The organism is Bacillus sp. 22483 (assembly GCF_052044605.1).
Classification (GTDB): domain Bacteria; phylum Bacillota; class Bacilli; order Bacillales; family Bacillaceae; genus Bacillus; species Bacillus altitudinis.
In genome coordinates, this window is record NZ_JBQENU010000019.1 from 1 (window position 1) to 19,222 (window position 19,222).

Consider the following 19,222-nt stretch of genomic DNA (forward strand, 5'->3'; position numbering starts at 1 on the left):
GCAACGGGAGATACCGGGGCAACCGGAGTAGGGTTAGCTGGTATTTTGGCATTTGACCCAGCAACAGCTCCAACCTATACAGTAGGTCAAGTGGTGACATATGAAGGTGGAACTTATGTCGTAAATACAGCACCACCAACTGGCACACCAGATACGTCTCCAGATTACACGTTATTGGCAGCCGCAGGTGTGACAGGCGCCACGGGAGCAACCGGTGTCACCGGAGATACAGGTCCAACAGGAGCGACCGGAGTAACCGGAGCCACAGGTGTAACAGGAGATACGGGTGCAACAGGTGCTACAGGAACAGGCGCCACGGGAGCAACCGGTGCAACAGGCGCCACAGGTGCGACAGGATCAAGTGCGATTATTCCATTTGCATCTGGTACACCAGCTGTTTTAACCACAATCGCAGGCGGTCTAGTTGGAACATCTAGTTTGGTCGGATTCGGTAACTCGGCGACAGGTGTCAGTATTGTAGGAGGAATCATTGATTTAACCGGAGCAGCAGGAACATTGTTAAACATGGCATTCTCCGTTCCAAGAGCTGGAACCATTACGTCATTTGCCGGCTATTTTAGCACGACAGCAGCCCTTTCTTTAGTTGGCACGAGTATTACTGTAACTGCTAGTCTGTTTGCTTCACCAACACCAGATAACAGCTTCACTCAAGTAGCGAGCGTCACATTGGCTCCAGCGTTAACCGGTGTTTTAACGATAGGGGCTATTACAAACGGTATCGCTACTGGTTTAAATGTACCAGTCACACCGCAAACAAGATTGCTTGTCGTATTCTCGGCAACAGCTACTGGTCTTTCCTTAGTGAATACTGTAGCAGGCTATGCAAGTGCTGGTTTATCCATCACGTAATAGGCACACAGGGATGACTCAATACTGAGTCATCCTTTTTTGTCTGTGTGAATTTTCTCTTAACTTCATGAGAAAAAATGATATGATTTTCTTAGAGTATATTCGGGTGAATCTACTGAATTAGGGGTTGTGCGGTGAGGATGGGCAAAAGGAAAGTCACTTTACAAACAAAAATTTTGGGGTTAATTATTGGTCTTTTACTTGTTGTTATTGCCTTATTGACCATTTGTTTTGGTTTTTTGCAGACATCAGAAAGGCAGAGCCAAGCTGAACAGCTGGCGGTGCAAACTGCTAGAACGATATCTTATATGCCGCCTATTAAAACATCGGTGGCCACGGGAGATTCGCAAAATGAAGAACAGGCTGTGCTTGAGCAAATGAAAGAGCAAGTAAGAGCGCATGCCATTTTTATCACCAATCAAAAAGGAAAGGTTCTTTTTCATACGAATCATGAGGATGTAGGGAAAACCATCAGTGTGTCGGAAGGAAGAAGTACACTGCTATTTGGAGGAACTTCCATATCAACGGGTGATTCTGATGGTGAAACCGTTGTCAGAGGAAGTGCTCCGATCATGAAAGAAACTGGCAGTTATGAAGAGATTATTGGGACCGTCAGCGTCGAATTTTTAAAAAGAGATATCGATCAAGCGACAGCTCATCAACTCTTCAAATTAAGTTATATTGCCCTTCTTGTGCTCTTGCCTGGGGTTTTTGGAGCGATTTTTTTAACAAGGAGTATTCGAAAAGATATATTAGGGCTTGAACCGCATGAAATTGCTTCATTATATCGAGAAAGAGAAGCGATGCTGCATGCGATTAAAGAGGGAATTATTGCATTTGACCGTAAAGGTGCCATTACGATGATGAATACGTCAGCTGAACAGATGCTACGCGTCTCTTCAACGCTGCCTCTTCATATTGATCAAGTGTTGCCAAATGCCAATCTTCTTTCCTATCTAAAGGTAGAGACGATTGAACCTAACATAGAATCAGTCGTCAATGATAAAACCTTCGTGCTAAATGTCAAAAAAGTGGTGCAGGACAATCGAGTATTTGGAGGAATTGTGAGCTTCAGGGAGAAAACCGAGCTGACAAAGCTACTGGATACATTGACAGAGGTCAGTCAATATTCAGAAGACCTTAGAGCACAAACACACGAATTTTCGAATAAGCTGTACGCTATTTTAGGCTTGCTTGAGTTGAAACAAGTGGATGAAGCCATTGAGTTAATTAAAGAAGAGTATACACTTCAAAATCGCCAGCATGATTTACTCATGAAGCAAATTCGCTCTCCGAAGATACAAGCCATTTTACTTGGGAAGTTAGGAAAGGCATCTGAGAAAAAGGTTCATTTTCACATTGATGAAAATAGTTCATTGGAGCCACTCCCAGCCCATTTAAGTTTATCTCACTTTATCACCATCATTGGCAATCTCGTAGACAATGCGTTTGAGGCTGTATTGAATAAAGAGAAAAGAGAAGTCAGCTTGTTCATCACAGATATTGGATTTGATATTATCATAGAGGTATCTGATTCAGGGGACGGTGTAGATGAAGGAGCCATTTCACAACTTTTCACAAGAGGGCATTCATCAAAGGGAGAGGGGCGAGGTTATGGACTTGCCAATGTCAAAGAAGTGCTAGATGAACTTGGGGCCTGGATTGAAGTTGCGAACCAAAAAGAAGGTGGTGCCATCTTCACTGTTTACATACCGAAAGGCACAAAGGGGGAATAGGTTGTGATCAAGGTACTCATTGCGGAAGATGATTTTCGAATCGCTGCGATTCATGAATCTTATATACAAAAGGTACAAGGCTTTCAAGTGGCCGGCAAGGCAAAGAGTGCAAAGGATCTGTGGGAGGCACTTCAAAAAGAACAAGTGGATCTCATTTTACTTGATGTCTACATGCCTGATGAGCTCGGCACGAACCTTTTGCCGCTGTTAAGAGAGCGCCATCCTGAAGTGGATGTGATCATTATCACGGCTGCAACGGAAACGATGCTGTTAAGAGACGCCCTGCATTATGGAGTCGTTCATTATTTAATCAAACCAGTGACCGCCCAAAAATTCACGCAGGTGTTAACCGAATATAAAGAGAAGAGAGAGTTAATCAATTCAAAAGAGGAAGTCAATCAAACGATGATTGATCTGTTTTTTGGTCAAATACAGGAAGAATCGCAACAAAAGGATGAGCGAGACTTGCCAACAGGCATTAATTCACTGACTTTGGACAAAGTGAAAACATTCATGGCAGCAGAGATGAACGGAATTACAGCAGAAGAACTCGGAGAAAAAATGGGCGCATCACGCACAACAGCAAGACGATACGTAGAGTATCTTGTGACAACGGGAGAATGCCGGGCAGAGCTGGCATATGGAATCATTGGTAGACCAGAACGAAAATATTATCCCGCCAAAAAACAAACGGAGTCATAAAAATGAAAAAAGGAATACTCTTACTCATTTTGGTCTGTCTTTGTACAACGCTCACCTTTAATGAAAAAACAGCAAAAGATTCTTTCCTGGAGCACAGCCCATTATACATTGTGGTATCAGGTGTACCTGATGGCGGATTTGACCAAACAGCTCAAGTGATGAAAACCGTGCTAGAACAAGAAAAGCTAGTGGAAGAGCCTGTGCATATTCTTTATCAAAGAGGCGGAACGGTTGATAAAGGATGGACCTATATGATGGAGCGAGATGCCAATTATATCAGTTTAAATTCAAGCTTATTATTAAGCCGTAATTTGCTGGGCAGCAGTAACGTGACCATGAATGATGTTACCCCGCTCGCTATTCTTGCGGAAGAGTGGCAGGTAGTCGCAGTGCCAGTTGATTCTCCTTTCTCAAATGGAAAAGAGCTATTACACGCACTAAAAAAGAAACCGGATTCCTTAAAAATTGGGTTTGCCCCGGACTTTGGAAATGATGATCAAATCTCATTCGCACGGGCTGCCGAAATGGCAGGGATAGATCCGTACCGCATTCAGTTTTTAAAATTTGACAGTGCAGATGATTTATTCCAAGCACTCATTGACCATGAGGTAGATGCGGCAACTACAACCATTACGGAGGTTCGCCACGATTATGAAAAGAAAAGACTGAAGCTTGTTGCGACCACAACGAATCAGCGTTTAGAAGGATTCAAAGACGTGCCCACTTGGAAAGAACAAGGGATTCCGCTCATTTTCTCTCATTGGCGTGGTGTGATGGGACCAAAGCAAATGAATCAGCACGACATTCGAGCATGGGATCAGCTTCTTCAAAAAATGACGCAAACGAAGTCATGGAAAAAGCAGTTAAAACAAAAAGGCTGGACAGGCCGTTATATGAATAGTAAAGAAGCAAAGGTCTTTATGGAAGATCAATTAAGGCGATATGAGCAATTTATACAAGGAGAACAAGCGGTCAAATGAGACCGCTTTTTTCATGGAACCAACAAACAACAACGATTACACAAAATGAACAAAAAGCATTTATCGACCAAAAAAGAATTAAAATTCATAATATTTACTTCAATTCAGGTGTCAGATATCATGACAGAAAGGGTTGGAAATGGGATACCAACATTTAATGAAAGCGTATACAACATAAGGGGTGAACGAAATGTTAGCGATCTTAGGATTTCTTATGATGATTGTATTTATGGTTTTAATTATGACGAAACGTATGTCTGTTTTAACGGCATTGGTATTAACACCGATTGCATTTGCTCTTATTGCAGGTTTTCATTTTACAGAAATTTCAGACATGATTGTCAAAGGTGTACAGCAAGTTGCACCAACGGCGGTCATGATCATGTTTGCCATTTTGTACTTCGGGATTATGATTGATGCAGGTTTATTCGATCCAATGGTGGCAAAAATTTTAAACATCGTCAAAGGCGATCCATTAAAAATTGTTGTCGGAACAGCTGTCCTGACGATGCTTGTCGCACTTGACGGTGATGGAACCACAACGTACATGATTACAACAACAGCCATGCTTCCACTATTTACACTGCTTGGCATTCGTCCGATTATTTTAGCGGGTATCGCCGGAGTCGGCATGGGGATTATGAATACGATTCCATGGGGAGGGGCAACACCTAGAGCGGCAAGTGCACTTGGCGTTGATCCATCACTTTTATTTGGCCCGATGATTCCAGTCATTGGCGCAGGGGTTTTGAGCATGATTGTGGTGGCATACTTTCTTGGGAAGTCTGAAAGAAAACGTCTTGGTGTTATTGAGCTCGAACAGCCGATTCATGCCAATGAAATGGCAGCGGCACTGCAAGATGATATTAAGCGACCGAAACTTTGGTGGTTTAACCTGACACTGACTTTGCTATTGGTTCTCTTGCTTGTGTCTGGAAAAGTAAGCTTAACGGTTCTGTTTGTTCTTGCCTTCTGCGTTGCCATTATCGTGAACTATCCGAATTTAGAGCAGCAGCGTGAGCGGATTGCGGCTCATTCAACAAATGTTTTGGCGATTGCTTCGATGATTTTTGCGGCAGGTGTTTTTACAGGCATCTTAACTGGGACGAAAATGGTTGATGAAATGGCGATTTCGATTGTTTCAGCTATTCCAGAGCAGCTTGGCGGGTTTATTCCAGTCATTGTCGCGCTAACAAGCGGGATCTTCACTTTCTTTATGCCGAATGATGCATACTTTTATGGGGTACTGCCGATCCTATCAGAAACAGCGGCAGCATACGGTGTCGATAAAATTGAGATTGCGAGGGCATCTATCATTGGTCAGCCGATTCACATGTTAAGCCCACTTGTTCCATCAACTCATTTACTTGTTGGACTCGTTGGGGTATCACTAGATCAGCATCAGAAATTTGGCATGAAATGGGCGGTTCTTGCAGTCGTCGCCATGACAGTGATGGCGGTTCTCATTGGGGCCATTTCGATCTGGTAATGAGAAGAGTGTCTGCTGCTTATGCAGGCGCTCTTTTTTAGGTCCTATTGCAGGGCAAGCTCCATTCAATTGCCCTATATAAAGCCATACATGATTCCTCCAAAAGATATATTTTTGAAAAATGCTGACACTTTTGCTGTTTTTTTCTTTATAATGCAAATCAACGAAGGGAGAGGATAGCATGTCCAAACAGAAAAGTACCATTCTTTTTGCTGCTGTATGCCTCATGGCAGGAAGTTTGTCGATGGTGACCCCAGCTTCAGCGAATGCAGAGACCCCTTATTATGGAAAAAGCTATGAGCAGCCAGCCTCGGTTCAAAAACTGTATCCTGAGCCTGACGAAACGTTTGATACCCCTGCTTTTCAGAAAAAAGGAAAAGCATTTACCACACAAGAAGAGCTTCAAGATTTTTTACGTGACATTGTCAGTAAAAGTCCTTACGCCACGCAGAAACAGATTGGAACATCCATTGAAGGCAGGTCCATTCCAGCCCTCTATTTTACAAAGGATCGTCACATCTCTCCACTGTCAAAAAAGCCAACGATCTGGCTTCAAGCACAAATACATGGAAATGAACCAGCCTCCGGTGAATCTGCCCTTGTCATCGCTAAACGACTAGCAGGTGATGAAGGAGAGCGCATACTGAGCCATGTCAACGTCATCATTGTCCCAAGAATCAACCCAGATGGTTCTTATGCATTTGACCGCAGGCTTGCAAACGGAATGGATGGCAACCGTGACCACATGACACTAGAATCTCCAGAGCTGACAGCCCTTCATCAAGAATTTAATCGCTATGCGCCCGAGGTCGTCATCGATGCCCATGAATATGATGTTGGTCAAAAGCAGTTTGAAGACATCGGTGCATCAGGTGCTCTCAAGTATCACGATTTGCTGATATTATCCGGTAAGAATTTGAACATTCCTGAAAGTATTCGTTTCACGTCAAATGAATTGTACGTCAACGGAGTGCGTGAAACATTGACGAATAAGGGATTTTCCAACGATTTATATTATACAAACACAAGAGGGAAGGACGGAAAGATCGACCTTTATGAAGGCGGAACTGATGCACGAATTGGCCGAAATGCCCTGGCGCTTTCACCAGCTTTATCCTTTCTTGTAGAAAGTAGGGGGATTGGAATTGGCAGAGAGGACTTTACCCGGCGCGTGGCAGCACAAGTCACCACTCATGAAAAAATCATTGAGACAACAGTGAAGCATGCTAAGCAGGTGAAGCAGCAAATGGTGACGGAGCGGCTGAAACTTGTGAAAAAAGGTCTTCAATCAAACGATGATGATCAAGTGGTCATTCAAGATGCTTTCAAAGCGCCTGTGAACGATTCACTTGAAATGGTGGATATTGAGAAAGGACAAACCACCAATGTCCCGGTACGTTTTCATAGTGCAAGTGATGCGGTTCCTGTATTGACAAGAGAACGGCCGACAGCTTATCTTATTCTCCCAGGACATGAAGGAGTAGATAGAAAGCTCAGGACTTTAGGGTTAAAAAGTGTGACATTGCCTGTTGGCATGAAAGTGCCAGTTCAAGCCTATGAGGTGACAAAACGAGTGGAAACAAGCAAAACAGATATTCAGCTTGAAACGAGGCTCGTTGAAAAGAAACGTCAACTGCCAAAAGGAACAAAGGTATATGTGACTGCACAGCCAGAGACCAATTTGTTGTCACTTGCCCTTGAACCAGAATCAAAAGACAGCTATATGTCATCAGGTTTTATTGCATCGAAAGTAGGCGATGAACTACCAGTTTACCGATTCTTGTTATCTCAAAAGACGTTAGGTATAAATAAAAAGGACTAAAATCAAGTTCATTTTAGTCCTTTGTCAACCACCCTAGAAGCGGCACAGTGCGTGCCGCTTTTTCTATTTTCGTCCAGCTCTGATCTCATCTGTCATGCCTTCATACGGTGCTTCTGCGATAATCGTTTCATCGTTTACCCCAGCATGGTGGATGTACGTAATGTCTGCGAATTCTGGTACGACATACTTCGGATAGGTTTCATATTTTTCACGGGATTCTTTCATGAGGTCGATATAGTCATTTTGATAGCAAACTGTGATATCTGGACGTTCATGCACCCATTTTGGGAAGAAAATGACCCCATGCATGCGTTTCTCCTCAGGCATAAAGTTCAAAGACACGTCTGTCCCAGTCGGTTCCGTCCAGGAAACTTTGTATACCCCTTTTGTCAGTTTCACAATATTCACTTCTTGATCACGAACCCAGCGGCCTCCAACCATTCCGCTATGAATGCGGTAATCAATGGTGTGATCATTTTTAATGTAAATCTCATATTCCCAGCCATTTTCATACGTATAAATCATATGAAGTCCAACGAATTGATCCATGTTTATTCCTTCTTTCAATTAAAATGATGTTGTTTCAAACATGTCATGATTTACATGTTTATTTTAGGGTGTATGGTATACTATTGTCAAAGAATATGCGTTGGAGGCATGTCATGAGAGTACTGAAATATGCCATTCTTGGCTTACTAGATCAGCGTGAGCTGACGGGATACGATATGAAGAAACACTTTGAAGATTCCCTTGGACAGTTTTGGAGTGCGAAGCATAGTCAAATATACCCTGAATTAAAGCGGCTAACAGAAGAGGGTTTTATTGAATTTGATATTCACATACAAGGAAAGAAGCTAGAGAAGAAGGTTTATCAAATCACTGATGCAGGAAAAAGAGAACTGCATCAGTGGTTAAGGAAAAAAGGCCCGATTCCAGACACAACAAAAGATGAATTTATGTTAAAAACGTTCTTTATCTCATCTATGGATCAAAAAGAAGCGGCCGGTCTCTTCTCACATCAGCTGCAGGAGCGAACAAAGAAAGTAGAGATGCTTGAACAGAAACTGAACATTTTAACAGAAGAAGATCCATCTGCCCAATCACTGCATTCAACACAATTCGGGCATTATTTAGTGCTGACAAGAGCAATTGAAAGAGAAAAAGGGTATGTTCGCTGGCTCCAAAAGACCCTTGAAGTCATTGATTCATCCATTGTCTAAGGACAATCGTCGCACGATATGATAAAAAATGGTTTGAAACAAGTGAATTTATCAATAGAAACCGCTACAATGGATATATTCGTATTAAAGTGAGGCGAGTATGTTTGAGTAACCAAGAAGCGTTGTGGAATGAAGCAGAAGCTTTTATTTCTGTATGCTATGAAGAATTAGGCAAGTCAAATGAAGAAAAAGCAGCACGTCTGCATGAAATAAAAAAAGAAATTGAGTCTGACGGCATGTATACTCATACGCAGGAAGAATTAGCTCACGGGGCAAAAATGGCATGGCGCAACAGTAACCGGTGCATTGGGCGCTTGTTTTGGTCAACACTGCATGTGCATGACTGCCGGCACGTGACAACAGAAGATGAGGTGAAAGAGGCACTCTTTCATCATATTGAGTATGCGACAAATGGGGGTAAAATCAAACCGTCCATTACCATCTTCCCACCAGAGAACAAGGGACGGAAGGAAGTCGTTATTTATAATCATCAGCTCGTTCGTTATGCGGGATATGAGTCTGAATATGGCATCATTGGGGACGAGGCATCACTTGAATTAACCAAGTTGTGTGAAGCGCATGGCTGGAAAGGCGAAGGCACGCATTTTGACCTTCTGCCACTTATGTTTCAGCTAAAAGATCAGCCGCCGGTTTTGTATGATCTTCCGAAAGAAATCGTTCAAGAGGTAGAGATCACTCATCCTGAATATGATGGGTTCGGTGATTTAGGACTGAAATGGTATGCTGTTCCGATTATTGCTGATATGAAATTAGAAATTGGCGGCATTCATTACAATGCGGCACCGTTTAATGGATGGTATATGGGAACAGAAATTGGCGCACGTAATCTAGCTGACGAAAACCGCTACAATATGTTGAAAAAAGTCGCTTCTATTTTAGGGCTCGATACAACAAAAAATTCGTCACTTTGGAAAGACAAAGCCATTGTCGAATTGAATGTCGCGGTTCTCCATTCTTACAGGGAAGCAGGGGTGACCATTGTGGATCATCATACAGCTGCCCATCAGTTCAAGCAGTTTGAAAAACAGGAAGAAAAAGCTGATCGTAAGCTGACTGGTGATTGGACATGGCTGATTCCGCCAGTATCACCAGCTGCTACGCATATCTTCCATCGTCACTATGACAATACGATCGTGAAACCGAATTATTTTTATCAGGAAAAACCCTACCACGGGACGGAAAGAGCCTAGCGAAAAGCTAGGTTTTTTGTATGAAATGAGTCTTTGGAATGTTGTTTGATTTGGAAAATGATGGTTTAATGGCGGTGAAATCAAAAAGGGGGAATATAGATGAAAAAAATGACGTTGCTCATATTTTTGGCTGTATTCAGTTTCAACGGATTTCTACCACTAGGTGATGAAAGAGCTAAAGCAACGACTGGAGCAATGGTTCAGAATGACATCGATTTAAAGGTGACAACCGATCGTTCAACTTATACTTCGCTTCATCCTCAGGTCAACGTCAACATGACAGCAATAACAAATGAAACACTTTATTATACAGCTGCTATTCGAAAACTTACTTTCCCAGTGACACCAGTCTTTACACACGAAGGGTCTATCTCTGGACAAAACGCTTTCGCAGCACCTACTCGTTTATTATTTCCTAACAGTGGATCAGCCAACTATGATGTTCATGTGAGTCTCTACAAAGATGTTTCACGTACAACCTTGATTGGTTATTATGTTGCAAACCCATTTACTGTTGTGAAATAAAGGATACACATCAACTATCCTCTAATCCGAAAGTCTTGATAATGGGCGAACTTGGTGAGCGGCTCCATGTCCAAATGTGTGACTTTTGAAAAAGGACTACCTTTACGGACGGTCTCTAAAAAGTCAAACACCTCCTGCTGCTCTCCTTCTACTTTTAACTCCACGTGACCCTCATCTGTGTTGCGTACCCAGCCTTTTATCCCTCGATTGACGGCTTCTCCTTGAACAAAATAACGAAAGCCGACTCCTTGCACTCGTCCTTTTACAATAGCGTGATAATGAACCAATGTCATCTCTCCTTTTTTCTCATCGTACCATAACCTGTCTCGTTCCTTCACGTACCGACTATGATTTGACTGTCAAACCATGTAAAATAAAAGCAATCAGACAATCAAAGGAGATGGCGAGAGTGGGGCAGACAAGGTACGACATCGAAGGAATTCAAGTAGGACAACCTATCACCACCTATGTGAATGGTAAAGAAATCAAAACAGCCATCAACAAAAAGCGTATTCACGAGCCTGTTTATTTGAGTAAGCTCAATTTTGATGGAGATGGACAAGGTGATTTGGTCCATCACGGAGGTGATGATAAAGCCGTTTGCGTCTTTCCATATGATCACTATACTTACTTTGAGCAATTTTTAGGGGTGCCGTTACAGGAGGCAGCCTTCGGTGAAAACGTGACCGTGCATCAGCTTGTAGAGACAGAAGTTCGTATTGGAGATGTATTTCAGCTTGGGGATGCGCTAGTTGAGGTCAGCCAGCCAAGACAGCCATGTGTGAAGCTCTCTCTTAAGCATGGAAACATGAAGCTTGTAAAGGAAGTGCAGCAAACGGGATATACCGGTTTTTATTTGCGTGTTCTGAAAGAAGGAATGGTCTCTCCTGATGAAGCTCTTGTGTTAGTCGAAAAAGCGCCCCATCCCATCACAGTCCACGAAGTCAATGAAGTCAAATACCGTCAAGTAGATCAAAACAGGCTGAAAGCAGTTCTTGAAGTAGATGCCTTAGCAGATGTGGTCAGAAAATCTTTAGAAAAACGTGTTCAGCCCATATAAAAAAGCCGTACATCTGCTATGGATGTACGGCTTTTCAACATTTAAGAGCTCGTTTTCTTTTGCTCAAGAAGATTTGCAAGGAAATAAGTTTTAAAGCTTTGAAGCTTTCTTCCTTCATGCTTGGTCACACCAAGCTTCTTTAATTCTTCGACATACCAGCCTTTGCTACCATAATGCATGATAGAAAACTCCTTTCAATGGAAACTGCCTGCATTGTAACATCTCAAAAAAGGACGTGAAAAGTGTGCAGGTGTTTAGAAATGAAAACTGATTCTATCTGCCTATGATCCATGTATATGCTGGAAATAATCATTTATGAATTTGGCGGGTTGAGGGTAACGATGATCATGCCGACTGTCATAATCATGATGACAATCCCGAGGTAGGTCATCATGGATTGTTTTTTCTTAATACCTACAACCGTTAAAATAATACTTTCAATAAAGAAGATAACACCGATGATGATGAACCACATATCAAATAAGACCCCTTTCGCATATCTTTGCCTATTTTACCACAGGCATTTTTGTTTAGTCGTGACAGATTCGTGAAAGGGATTGCAGATTGTTGAGAAAGGTCTAAAATGAACTTGATTTTAGCCCTTTGTCTTCTCTTCAGCGTGATAGAAAACCTTTGAAGTCTAGGAAGGACGAGTACTGGCGCGCAGGACTGACACCGAATGCGAGGGTTTGTCTACACGCTGAAACCCCCTCCAGTGAAGGAGGGGACCCGCTTACTTACAGCTTTGTTAAAATAATCGGTTCGTCTTTTGTGATCACAATCGTATGTTCAATCTGTGCGACCAGGCTCTTATCAGGTGTTTTAAATGTCCAGCCGTCATCTGCTTGATAAATCGATTCAGCATTTGTTGAAATGAAAGGTTCAAAGGCGATCACTGTCCCATTCTTAAACAAAGCATTATCGAATGGATCATAATAGTTCAAAATATGGTTAGGTGCTTCATGCAGGCTTTTCCCAATGCCGTGTCCTGTCAGGTTTTTAATGACGGTAAATCCTTGTTCTTTCGCCGTATTGTAGACTGCACGGCCAATTTGATTTTGTCTTTTTCCGGCTTTCGCGTGCTTTAATCCTTCAAGGAATGCATCCTCTGCACACTGGCATAATGCTTCAAGACGAGCATCTCCTGTACCTAAAACGAATGAAATCCCAGTATCGGAATAATATCCATCAAGCTCTGCTGAGATATCAATATTAATGAGGTCGCCCTCTTGTAAAATGGTTTTTTCACTTGGAATGCCATGTGCGACTTCATCATTGACACTGATGCAAGTCGTACCGGGGAAATCATATTCTTTTTCAGGAGCTGAATTGGCTCCATGCTCTTCTAATATTTTTTTCCCAATCAAATCTAATTCTTTTGTAGACATGCCTGGTTTCGCTTGGCTTTTCATTTCTTCTCTTGCCAAAGCGACAATTCGGCCGACTTTTTTTAAGGCTTCTAACTCATGATCATGTTTGACAATCACTGTTCATTCCCGCTTTCTATAACTTCATTCTATTCAATAGCTTACCACATTTTACGCCAAAAGAGTAAAGGCTGAGATTTGGGTGAGATGTGGACAAATTGGTATAGATAACTAGATGTGCATATGATATATTTTTTATGAACATCATGAGAGATTTGTTCATGATGATGACGAAGGGGGGAGAAATAAGATGGTGTTTCAGTTTTTTCAAAAGTTAGGAAAATCATTTATGCTTCCAATCGCTGTGCTTCCTGCAGCGGGTATCATTTTGGCTATTGGGCGTGAAGATGTATTCAACATCCCGTTTATTCATGCGGCAGGAAATGCAATTTTTGCGAATTTGGCTTTAATTTTTGCTATGGGTGTAGCGATTGGTATTTCAAAGGACGGTAACGGAGCAGCGGCGTTATCTGGAGCGATCTCTTATTTTATTTTGTCAGCTGGTACCACGTCGATCAATTCGACCAACAATATGGGGGTATTGGGTGGTATTTTGTGCGGACTTTTGGCAGGTTACGTTTACAATAAATTTAAGGACACGAAACTGCCGGAATACTTAGGTTTCTTTAGTGGAAGACGGCTTGTGCCAATTATGACAGCACTTTTTACCATTCTATTAGCAGCCGTTTTTGGATATGTATGGCCTCCAATTCAAAGTGTGATCAATGATTTAGGGGAGTGGATTTTAAGTCTTGGAGCAACGGGTGCCGGGCTGTTTGGCTTCTTTAACCGCTTGCTCATTCCATTAGGACTTCACCATGTGCTGAATAATCTATTTTGGTTTCAATTCGGTGAATTCAGCGGAGCGACAGGTGATTTAGCGCGGTTCTTCAAAGGCGATCCAAGTGCAGGTGTCTTTATGACTGGTTTCTTCCCAGTGATGATGTTTGGGCTGCCGGCGGCATGTCTCGCGATGGTTGTGACCGCAAAGCCTGAAAAACGAAAAGCAACAGCCGGTCTTATGATTGGGATGGCACTGACGTCATTTATTACAGGGATCACAGAACCAATTGAATTCTCATTTATGTTTTTATCTCCACTTTTATATGGTGTTCATGCGATATTAACGGGTCTTTCGCTCTTTATTGTCAACACCTTAGGCATTCATAGCGGTTTCGCTTTTTCAGCCGGTGCGATTGATTACGTTTTAAGTTTTGGAATTGCGCAAAAACCCATTCTGTTACTTGTGGTTGGGGTCATCTATGGCGTGATTTACTTTGTTGTTTTCTATTTCCTGATTAAATTGTTAAAGCTAAAAACACCGGGCAGGGAAGATGATGACATCGAAGATATCCCAGGGGATGATACACATACTGCCGGAGCAAGTATGCTCGTAGAGGGACTAGGCGGCAAAGACAATATCACCACAATTGACCATTGTGCGACCCGTCTTCGTTTAACAGTAGAAGATACAGATTTATTAAATGAAGGTACATTGAAAAAAGCAGGTGCCAAAGGGGTACTGACGTCAGGAAAAACTTCCGTACAAATCATCATTGGAACAAATGTCGAATTTGTAGCCGATGATCTTCGCAAGGAAGTCGCTCGGGACTAAAAAAAGCGTTCAGCCAGATCAAATGGGCTGAACGTTTTTTTGTTTTCGCTGTTCGATCACCAGTACAATGCTGATGACAACAAGTAAAAACCATGAACTGATTTTACCAAGATGGACGAGAGACCAAACATGCTGCTGATTTGGATATTGCCATGCTCCTAAAAATGTCGTGACATTTTCGGCCACCCAAATAAAAAAGCCAATCAGCAAAAACGAGATAACAAGCGGCATGCGAAAGGTCGATGAACCGACCTGAAAGGACACGGTTGTTTTTCGAAACACAACCACTAGGAGTAATGTCAGCCACCAGCGTAGATCATAAATCCAGTGATGAGTAAAGAAATTGAGATAAATACATAAACTGATCCCCACTGAAAGAAACGGGTGAGGCCACGCATTCACCTTCACGCGAAGCCGAGTCAGTGCTTGATAAATATAGCTTGCCACACTGGCATACATAAAACCGCTATAGAGCGGAACCCCAAAAATTTTCGAATAAGCCTCTTCAGGATAGGACCAAGAACCCATATGTACTTTGTAGATTTCTAAGCCTATTCCAATCACATGAAAGAGACAAATAACCTTCAACTCTGTCAGTGTCTCAAGCCGCAGCATCAGCATGAGGAGCTGTGCGATAAGGCAAAGCAGAAGAATAACATCATATCGAGGAAGAAAAGGAATAGACACGATCTTTGATAGGGCAAGCGCTGTAAAGATCATGACGGGGAATAGGCATGAAATAGCCTGTAAATAAGCAAAATGAAATAATGTTTTCATACAAAATGTAACCCCTTTTTACTGTCTGAAATAACTTAGACGGTGATAACAAGGGAAAAGTTTACCTCTGTGAAGCAGCAGCAAAGTTTTAATAGTATTCAGACATGCTTATTCTAAAGGAGTCTCTAAAGGTTCCTTCTCTTATAATCAGAACTAAATTTGCAACAGGTCACAGTATTTGGTCACTACTGGTTACAAAGAGGTTATCTTTCTTAGATATCTCTTTAAAAGTCCAGTAGGGGGAATGCACGTGAGAAAGTATTCGAAGAATAAGCATTCAGGAAAGAGAAAAAGGCGGCATCCAAAGAAACAAAGTCAGATCAATTATGATATGCTGACATGTCTCGCGCAAATTATGAGGCTCTTATTATGGTGTATCGATAAATACCGTAATATTTCTTGAAAGAGAAGCAAAAGGAAGAACACCCTCTATTTAGAGGGTGTTCTTCCTTTCTAAGATTACTCATAGCTTGATGAACTATCGGTACTCGTTTGTTTAATAAGGAATGTAATTAAATTTATTGTAATCAACCATCATTATCAATCTCATTTTTCTTTAAGAAATCCTAAATAAATTGTGCGTATTCTTCTTAATATGGTCCAAAAATGTATAAGTAATTCCAAACTGTGATGCTACTTGCTTTCTGTTTTTATGCGGTAACAGTCTTTCTCTTTAAGAAACGTCTTTCTACCAAATATACGACGAACATAGACAACAAGCCGACACCGATCGGTATGCTGAACGCTTCGTACGAAAATGGTGCTCCTTTAAGCTTAAGCTGGTTTGTGGCGCGGTACTCGAGCCGCTTGGCGGCGAATTTCGCCGTCAAGATATCTTCTTGCTTCGCCAAATCTTCAAACGCAGGTTCCATCGCGAATCGCTTTGGCGAATCACTGTGCAGGAAAAGCTGCTCTGCCTTTCCACCGTTCACGTTCCAGTTTCGGATATCATCTGTAGCGCGCGTCTTAACGTCCGGTCCTACAAAAATCATTTTGTCGAGTTTTGGTGCATCCTCTATTTGATATCGGGCGATCAGTTTCAGACCGTGTCGAGTAACCACTGGCTCGCGTTTGTTGGATATCGTCAATGTTGTTGTCGTTCCGGAAGCACCATACGTGTCAAAAGCGGAGGATAACATCAACTCGTCGGCACCGTCATACAGCAGGACCCCGTTCTTTTTCTTGCTCCATTGAAACGCATTGTTCAAAATATAGACGATATCGCTCAATCCGGCCGTGAAAGGCTCCATTTGCGGATGCTGAACAAAATCGTAGGAAGGGTAATTCATTTCCTTCGCTACTTTCTCCGCTATAGAATTTCCCATTTTATGGGATATAACATACAGCGTGGCATCAATCCCCGAAGTCAGGCCGGCCGAGGAGACTATGTTACCGTCATGCACGTAACGCTGATCCCTTTTCCAAGTAATCTCAGTATATTTCTTTTCCAATCTGCCGATATCTCCCCAATGTGTTGCTGCAGATTTCCTGTTCAGCAGGCCGGTATCCGCCAAATTTTCCGCCCCATTGCAGATGGATAACAATATCGTTTCCTTGCCGGAGTGCTTCCTTATCCAATCGCGGACGGGCTTGTATTTCGATTCATCCAAAATCGGCATGAAAGGAATCACGATGATATCCGGACTTTTGCCTGTCAATTTGTCCACCTCGTCGAAAGAGTAATGCGGTACGACATCAAGCCCGCCCGTCAACGATTTTATGTTTTTGTCGGGAGCTGCCGCAAACACATTGTACGAACCCGTCATGGAGAACATTTCGTATGGTACGAGAAAATCAAACACCTCGGTTACTTCATTCGCCAAAATAACGACCACTGTTGGCTTTTTCGAATCATAGGTAGGAGTTTGGATGCTTTGTAGAGAAGCAGGAACTGGCTTATCATAAACCGACATAGCCTCCTGCATCGTGCTCATGAAACCGATCGCTCCGGTTCCTCCAACAACCAGAACGAAAACGCATATATACATGATGAAACGCCATACTTTATTCAATCGCCTTTCTCTCCCTTAATTTTCTCTAGTAATTGTGAAGTGTTACTTACTTCGATAATAAAGAAAGGAGGAAATTGAATAAACCCGCCCGAGGCTTATATTTTCTCTGACTAAGGTCTTAGTAAAGGACCTTTTTCTCAGCAGACGAAAGCTTCTTTTAAAATATTAACTGACTGCACTTTTCTGAATATGACTCGACCGTGCTATTCCCACAGCGCCGAAGAAGCATGGTCTGTATATGCCTGGTGTTATACAGTTATTGCTGGTAACTAAGCAGTATGATAATGCTTAAACTACTTCAACAAGTCCTATTCACACGCACAAGTTACTACCAATCAATACCTCATCACTTCAACAATTTTCAACTTGGGTAAATGCTATTTCCATTTAGACAAATTCACAGAAACTTTATCGTACTTTGACACAGTAGTTGAGTGTCATGTTCCAAAAACTTATTTCAACAAGCTGAATTCACTGTTGAGATTAGGACAAATTAGATATTCATGAACAATTTGTGAATATATATGTGAAAAGGATCACAAATGTATATTAAGCAGTATAATAAGATCATAAAGAAAATGTGAAATAATTCACATAAATTAAAAGGAGGCATCATCATGTTTACAAAATTCTTACAAACGAATGTATGGGCAGCGGTTATCCTTTTGGCAGCAAGACTTTATATCGGATGGACTTGGCTGACATCTGGTATTGGAAAACTAACAGGTGGATTCGATGCATCAGGATATTTGCAATTTGCCATAGCTGAACCTGTTGTGAAAGATGGACATCTTGTTTATCCGTTCTATGTCTGGTTTTTAGAAAATGTCGCGTTGCCAAATGCCGGACTCTTCAGTGTCATGGTCATGTGGGGAGAAATCTTAGTTGGTCTAGGACTAATTGTTGGATTGTTTACAACAACTGCAGCCTTTTTTGGAAGCGTGATGAATGTCTCTTTCTTACTAGCTGGAACCGTCTCTGTTAACCCGCTTCTTCTTCTGATCGCCGTCTTTATCATAGCAGCGAAAGGAAATGCCGGAAAATTTGGTCTTGATTATGTAGCAGGTCCAGTCCTTAAGCGAAAACTGAAAAGAAAGCCGCATTTAGAAGTGGCATCATAATAAAGAAAAGCATCCTGAGTTTTTGCTCAGGATGCTTTTTATTTAAGAATCACTTTTTATAAGGTTGATATGCAAGACTGTTAACGAATGCTGACTGATATCTGGATCATGTCCGACGATAAATTCGAGCTCATAATCACCGGTCTGATAAACGTATTTTTTCTCTTTTGTTTGCGGGATGGTGCTGACTGAATCTGCTGATCCAAGCTGTTTCTTTAATAGGGAAGGAGTCATTCCTCCGATATTCGTTTCTTTTTCTACATTTGTTCCAAAATAACGGATTTCGTTAATCTTGCCTTTTTTGTCATAGTGAAAAGCAAATCCAGGGTTGCCCATCTCAGCATGATACAAATCAAAGCCGCTTTGACCGGTTTCTGGATAAGGCTGTCCTAGTTTATGCCGAACGTCTTTTTTTGTTTGAACCCCTATTTTGAGTCCTTCTGCATAGTATGGCATTTGTCCTTGATGTGCTAGCTGATAAATGCTGTTTAGCGCTGCTTTCGGCCCTTGAGGAATGGACTGTTCTGTCTCCGTTTTGGTTATGGTGTGCGCTGAAATCGCCGGGCTAAAACCGAATAAGGTGGAAGAAGCGAGTGAAGCGGTCACGACAAAAGCTGCTGTTTTTTTCATGATTAATCAATCCCTCCTTCTTCAA

Annotated in this window: 20 protein-coding genes; 12 read left to right on the forward strand and 8 right to left on the reverse strand. The window is 42.0% G+C overall.

The features are described from left to right. The 6 genes from ACTJJQ_RS18790 to ACTJJQ_RS18815 form a co-directional block, all read left to right on the forward strand. Positions 1–870 (forward strand): exosporium glycoprotein BclB-related protein (locus tag ACTJJQ_RS18790; RefSeq protein WP_440600497.1); only part of this gene is annotated, 870 nt, incomplete at its 5' end. Positions 871–1,010: 140 nt separating this feature from the next. Then, on the forward strand, positions 1,011–2,606 hold the full coding sequence (locus ACTJJQ_RS18795; protein ID WP_440600498.1) for an ATP-binding protein: 1,596 nt from the start codon (positions 1,011–1,013) through the stop codon (positions 2,604–2,606). Between the two features lie 3 nt (positions 2,607–2,609). After that, positions 2,610–3,308, forward strand: a complete 699-nt coding sequence (locus ACTJJQ_RS18800; RefSeq protein ID WP_025206910.1) for a response regulator — start codon at positions 2,610–2,612, stop codon at positions 3,306–3,308. Positions 3,309–3,310: 2 nt separating this feature from the next. Beyond that, positions 3,311–4,288: a tripartite tricarboxylate transporter substrate-binding protein gene (locus ACTJJQ_RS18805; RefSeq protein WP_017358771.1), complete on the forward strand. Its 978-nt coding sequence runs from the start codon at positions 3,311–3,313 to the stop codon at positions 4,286–4,288. A 190-nt stretch (positions 4,289–4,478) separates the two neighbouring features. Further along, entirely contained in the window at positions 4,479–5,777 is a 1,299-nt protein-coding gene (locus ACTJJQ_RS18810) for a citrate:proton symporter (protein ID WP_056408464.1), read from the forward strand. Positions 5,778–5,958: 181 nt separating this feature from the next. Continuing rightward, complete coding sequence (locus ACTJJQ_RS18815) at positions 5,959–7,599, forward strand: M14 family metallopeptidase (protein WP_135010350.1); 1,641 nt, start codon at positions 5,959–5,961, stop codon at positions 7,597–7,599. 63 nt (positions 7,600–7,662) lie between these two features. Here the strand turns inward: ACTJJQ_RS18815 and ACTJJQ_RS18820 are convergent, their stop codons facing one another. Beyond that, entirely contained in the window at positions 7,663–8,148 is a 486-nt protein-coding gene (locus tag ACTJJQ_RS18820; protein WP_008341777.1) for a phenolic acid decarboxylase, read from the reverse strand. Between the two features lie 113 nt (positions 8,149–8,261). On the opposite strand from ACTJJQ_RS18820, the gene ACTJJQ_RS18825 reads away from it, so the two are divergent. The 3 genes from ACTJJQ_RS18825 to ACTJJQ_RS18835 all read left to right on the forward strand — a co-directional run bounded on the left by ACTJJQ_RS18825 (position 8,262) and on the right by ACTJJQ_RS18835 (position 10,555). Then, positions 8,262–8,819: a PadR family transcriptional regulator gene (locus ACTJJQ_RS18825; RefSeq protein WP_017366806.1), complete on the forward strand. Its 558-nt coding sequence runs from the start codon at positions 8,262–8,264 to the stop codon at positions 8,817–8,819. A 104-nt stretch (positions 8,820–8,923) separates the two neighbouring features. Beyond that, positions 8,924–10,030 carry a nitric oxide synthase oxygenase gene (locus ACTJJQ_RS18830; protein ID WP_058214353.1) on the forward strand — a complete coding sequence of 369 codons (1,107 nt, stop codon included), beginning with the start codon at positions 8,924–8,926 and terminating at the stop codon, positions 10,028–10,030. A gap of 99 nt (positions 10,031–10,129) precedes the next feature. Then, on the forward strand, positions 10,130–10,555 hold the full coding sequence (locus tag ACTJJQ_RS18835) for a hypothetical protein (RefSeq protein WP_440600499.1): 426 nt from the start codon (positions 10,130–10,132) through the stop codon (positions 10,553–10,555). A 14-nt stretch (positions 10,556–10,569) separates the two neighbouring features. On the opposite strand, the gene ACTJJQ_RS18840 is transcribed toward ACTJJQ_RS18835, so the two are convergent. Then, positions 10,570–10,842, reverse strand: a complete 273-nt coding sequence (locus ACTJJQ_RS18840) for an acylphosphatase (RefSeq protein WP_039962563.1) — start codon at positions 10,840–10,842, stop codon at positions 10,570–10,572. 122 nt (positions 10,843–10,964) lie between these two features. Between ACTJJQ_RS18840 and ACTJJQ_RS18845 the strand changes: the two genes are divergently transcribed. After that, positions 10,965–11,615: an MOSC domain-containing protein gene (locus tag ACTJJQ_RS18845; RefSeq protein ID WP_046342941.1), complete on the forward strand. Its 651-nt coding sequence runs from the start codon at positions 10,965–10,967 to the stop codon at positions 11,613–11,615. A gap of 41 nt (positions 11,616–11,656) precedes the next feature. On the opposite strand, the gene ACTJJQ_RS18850 is transcribed toward ACTJJQ_RS18845, so the two are convergent. The 3 genes from ACTJJQ_RS18850 to map form a co-directional block, all read right to left on the reverse strand. Beyond that, the gene (locus ACTJJQ_RS18850; protein ID WP_008341771.1) at positions 11,657–11,794 is read right to left on the reverse strand and encodes a YflJ family protein; all 138 of its coding nucleotides are present in this window, start codon (positions 11,792–11,794) and stop codon (positions 11,657–11,659) included. A 134-nt stretch (positions 11,795–11,928) separates the two neighbouring features. Next, positions 11,929–12,090 carry a hypothetical protein gene (locus tag ACTJJQ_RS18855; protein ID WP_008341770.1) on the reverse strand — a complete coding sequence of 54 codons (162 nt, stop codon included), beginning with the start codon at positions 12,088–12,090 and terminating at the stop codon, positions 11,929–11,931. Positions 12,091–12,352: 262 nt separating this feature from the next. Further along, positions 12,353–13,102 carry a type I methionyl aminopeptidase gene (gene map, locus ACTJJQ_RS18860; protein WP_008341769.1) on the reverse strand — a complete coding sequence of 250 codons (750 nt, stop codon included), beginning with the start codon at positions 13,100–13,102 and terminating at the stop codon, positions 12,353–12,355. Between the two features lie 190 nt (positions 13,103–13,292). Here map and nagE point away from each other — a divergent pair, with 190 nt between their 5' ends. Continuing rightward, the gene (nagE, locus tag ACTJJQ_RS18865) at positions 13,293–14,657 is read left to right on the forward strand and encodes an N-acetylglucosamine-specific PTS transporter subunit IIBC (protein WP_019743522.1); all 1,365 of its coding nucleotides are present in this window, start codon (positions 13,293–13,295) and stop codon (positions 14,655–14,657) included. Positions 14,658–14,675: 18 nt separating this feature from the next. On the opposite strand, the gene ACTJJQ_RS18870 is transcribed toward nagE, so the two are convergent. Both ACTJJQ_RS18870 and ACTJJQ_RS18875 read right to left on the reverse strand, forming a co-directional pair. Next, positions 14,676–15,434, reverse strand: coding sequence for a DUF817 domain-containing protein (locus tag ACTJJQ_RS18870; protein WP_440600500.1), 759 nt, complete (start codon positions 15,432–15,434; stop codon positions 14,676–14,678). 650 nt (positions 15,435–16,084) lie between these two features. Then, entirely contained in the window at positions 16,085–17,446 is a 1,362-nt protein-coding gene (locus tag ACTJJQ_RS18875; protein ID WP_440600501.1) for a DJ-1/PfpI family protein, read from the reverse strand. A 617-nt stretch (positions 17,447–18,063) separates the two neighbouring features. On the opposite strand from ACTJJQ_RS18875, the gene ACTJJQ_RS18880 reads away from it, so the two are divergent. Then, entirely contained in the window at positions 18,064–18,567 is a 504-nt protein-coding gene (locus ACTJJQ_RS18880) for a DoxX family protein (RefSeq protein WP_017366814.1), read from the forward strand. A gap of 42 nt (positions 18,568–18,609) precedes the next feature. On the opposite strand, the gene ACTJJQ_RS18885 is transcribed toward ACTJJQ_RS18880, so the two are convergent. After that, on the reverse strand, positions 18,610–19,197 hold the full coding sequence (locus tag ACTJJQ_RS18885) for a YjgB family protein (RefSeq protein WP_440600502.1): 588 nt from the start codon (positions 19,195–19,197) through the stop codon (positions 18,610–18,612). Between the last annotated feature and the right edge of the window lie 25 nt (positions 19,198–19,222).

Excerpts from the sequence above, each read along its gene's own strand:
- ACTJJQ_RS18795 (WP_440600498.1), top strand. The coding sequence starts at position 1,011 with ATGGGCAAAAGGAAAGTCACTTTACAAACAAAAATTTTGGGGTTAATT.
- ACTJJQ_RS18805 (WP_017358771.1), top strand. The coding sequence starts at position 3,311 with ATGAAAAAAGGAATACTCTTACTCATTTTGGTCTGTCTTTGTACAACG.
- ACTJJQ_RS18810 (WP_056408464.1), top strand. The coding sequence starts at position 4,479 with ATGTTAGCGATCTTAGGATTTCTTATGATGATTGTATTTATGGTTTTA.
- ACTJJQ_RS18815 (WP_135010350.1), top strand. The coding sequence starts at position 5,959 with ATGTCCAAACAGAAAAGTACCATTCTTTTTGCTGCTGTATGCCTCATG.
- ACTJJQ_RS18820 (WP_008341777.1), bottom strand. The coding sequence starts at position 8,148 with ATGGATCAATTCGTTGGACTTCATATGATTTATACGTATGAAAATGGC.
- ACTJJQ_RS18825 (WP_017366806.1), top strand. The coding sequence starts at position 8,262 with ATGAGAGTACTGAAATATGCCATTCTTGGCTTACTAGATCAGCGTGAG.
- ACTJJQ_RS18835 (WP_440600499.1), top strand. The coding sequence starts at position 10,130 with ATGAAAAAAATGACGTTGCTCATATTTTTGGCTGTATTCAGTTTCAAC.
- ACTJJQ_RS18850 (WP_008341771.1), bottom strand. The coding sequence starts at position 11,794 with ATGCATTATGGTAGCAAAGGCTGGTATGTCGAAGAATTAAAGAAGCTT.
- ACTJJQ_RS18855 (WP_008341770.1), bottom strand. The coding sequence starts at position 12,090 with ATGTGGTTCATCATCATCGGTGTTATCTTCTTTATTGAAAGTATTATT.
- nagE (WP_019743522.1), top strand. The coding sequence starts at position 13,293 with ATGGTGTTTCAGTTTTTTCAAAAGTTAGGAAAATCATTTATGCTTCCA.
- ACTJJQ_RS18870 (WP_440600500.1), bottom strand. The coding sequence starts at position 15,434 with ATGAAAACATTATTTCATTTTGCTTATTTACAGGCTATTTCATGCCTA.
- ACTJJQ_RS18880 (WP_017366814.1), top strand. The coding sequence starts at position 18,064 with ATGTTTACAAAATTCTTACAAACGAATGTATGGGCAGCGGTTATCCTT.
- ACTJJQ_RS18885 (WP_440600502.1), bottom strand. The coding sequence starts at position 19,197 with ATGAAAAAAACAGCAGCTTTTGTCGTGACCGCTTCACTCGCTTCTTCC.